Here is a 1322-nt window from a genome sequence, read left to right as displayed (position 1 = left end):
AATCGGCGTCCCAGTCCTTGTCGGGCGCCGCCACCGCCTGGACGGCGGCCTCGGCCACCTGCTCGCGCAGCCTGCGGCGGCGCGCCTGCTCGCCCGATGCCACGCGCTCGTCCTTGCGCAGCAGATAGTCGCGCCGAATCCGCTCGGCCATGGCGAGCGACAGCCGCACGGAGCGGGAGAGCCGCGCCTGCTTCAGGTCGAAATCGGGCGCGTCGGGCGCGTCCGGCTCCGCCGGCACCTGCTGCAGCTGCTGGGTCGCGGTCATGCGCTTGGTGCGCATGTCGATCGAGACCAGCTCGCGCAGCGTGTCCAGCGCCCATCCCGTCCAATGCAGGTCGGGGTCGGCCGGCCGGATCTCGCCGGAAGCGGATTGCGCCTCATTCATAGAACGTATCATGAACAAAACGCCGGGCCGGCGCAACCAAACACTTCGTTTCCACCGCGGGCCGGCCGATCGCGGCCCGAGGCCGGGCCGGAAGCCGGCCCGCCGCGGCCGTCAGCTCTCCACCGCCTTCGGCTGCACCGCGATGCCGACCGAGAGGTCCTTCGGCTTCCCGTCGCGCAGCACCTGGACCGGGACAGTGGTGCCGGACGGGGCCTCCGCCACCAGCCGCGGCAGGTCCTTCGACTGCGCCACCGGCTTGCCGGCGAAGGACAGGATGACGTCGCCCTGGCGCAGGCCGGCCTTCAGCGCCGGGCTGCCCTTCTGCACCTCGGCGACGAGGGCGCCCTTGGCGGTGCCGAGGCCGAGCGCCTCGGCCATCTCCGGCGTCACCGCCTGGATCTGCACGCCCAGCCAGCCGCGCCGGACGCTGCCATGCTCGCGCAACTGCGCGATCACCGACTTCGCCAGGTTGGACGGGATGGCGAAGCCGATGCCGACCGAGCCGCCCGAGGGCGAGTAGATCTCGCTGTTGATGCCGATCACCTTGCCGCCGGCGTCGAAGCTGGGGCCGCCGGAATTGCCGGGGTTGATCGCCGCGTCGATCTGCAGGAAGTCCTCCAGCGGATTGGCGTTGATGTCGCGGGCGCGGGCCGAGACGATGCCGGCGGTGACGGTGCCGCCGAGGCCGTAGGGGTTGCCGACCGCCATCACCCAGTCGCCGACCTGGGCGGCGTCGCTGTCGCCCCACTCCACCGCGGTCAGCGGCTTGCCGGCCTTGACCTTGATCAAGGCGAGGTCGGTCTTCGGGTCGGTGCCGATCACCTTGGCCGGCAGCACGGTGCCGTCGTTCAGGGTGACGGTGATCTCGTCGGCGTCCTTCACCACATGGTTGTTGGTGACGATGTAGCCGGCCGGGTCGATGATGAAGCCGGAGCCG

General features: G+C 71.2%; 2 protein-coding genes. Both read right to left on the bottom strand.

Annotated features, from left to right (window positions below; all coding sequences use genetic code 11):
• A partial coding sequence (locus P409_RS34520) for a hypothetical protein (protein ID WP_034849420.1) occupies positions 1–385 on the bottom strand: 385 nt, incomplete at its 3' end.
• Between the two features lie 111 nt (positions 386–496).
• Positions 497–1322: S1C family serine protease (locus P409_RS34515; RefSeq protein WP_152613715.1), on the bottom strand; the 826-nt coding region annotated here is incomplete at its 5' end.

It is taken from the genome of Inquilinus limosus MP06 (assembly GCF_000767795.1).
In the GTDB taxonomy this organism is placed as follows: domain Bacteria; phylum Pseudomonadota; class Alphaproteobacteria; order DSM-16000; family Inquilinaceae; genus Inquilinus; species Inquilinus limosus_E.
The sequence above is the reverse complement of the archived record's forward strand: the minus strand, read 5'-3'. Positions and strand labels throughout refer to the sequence as shown.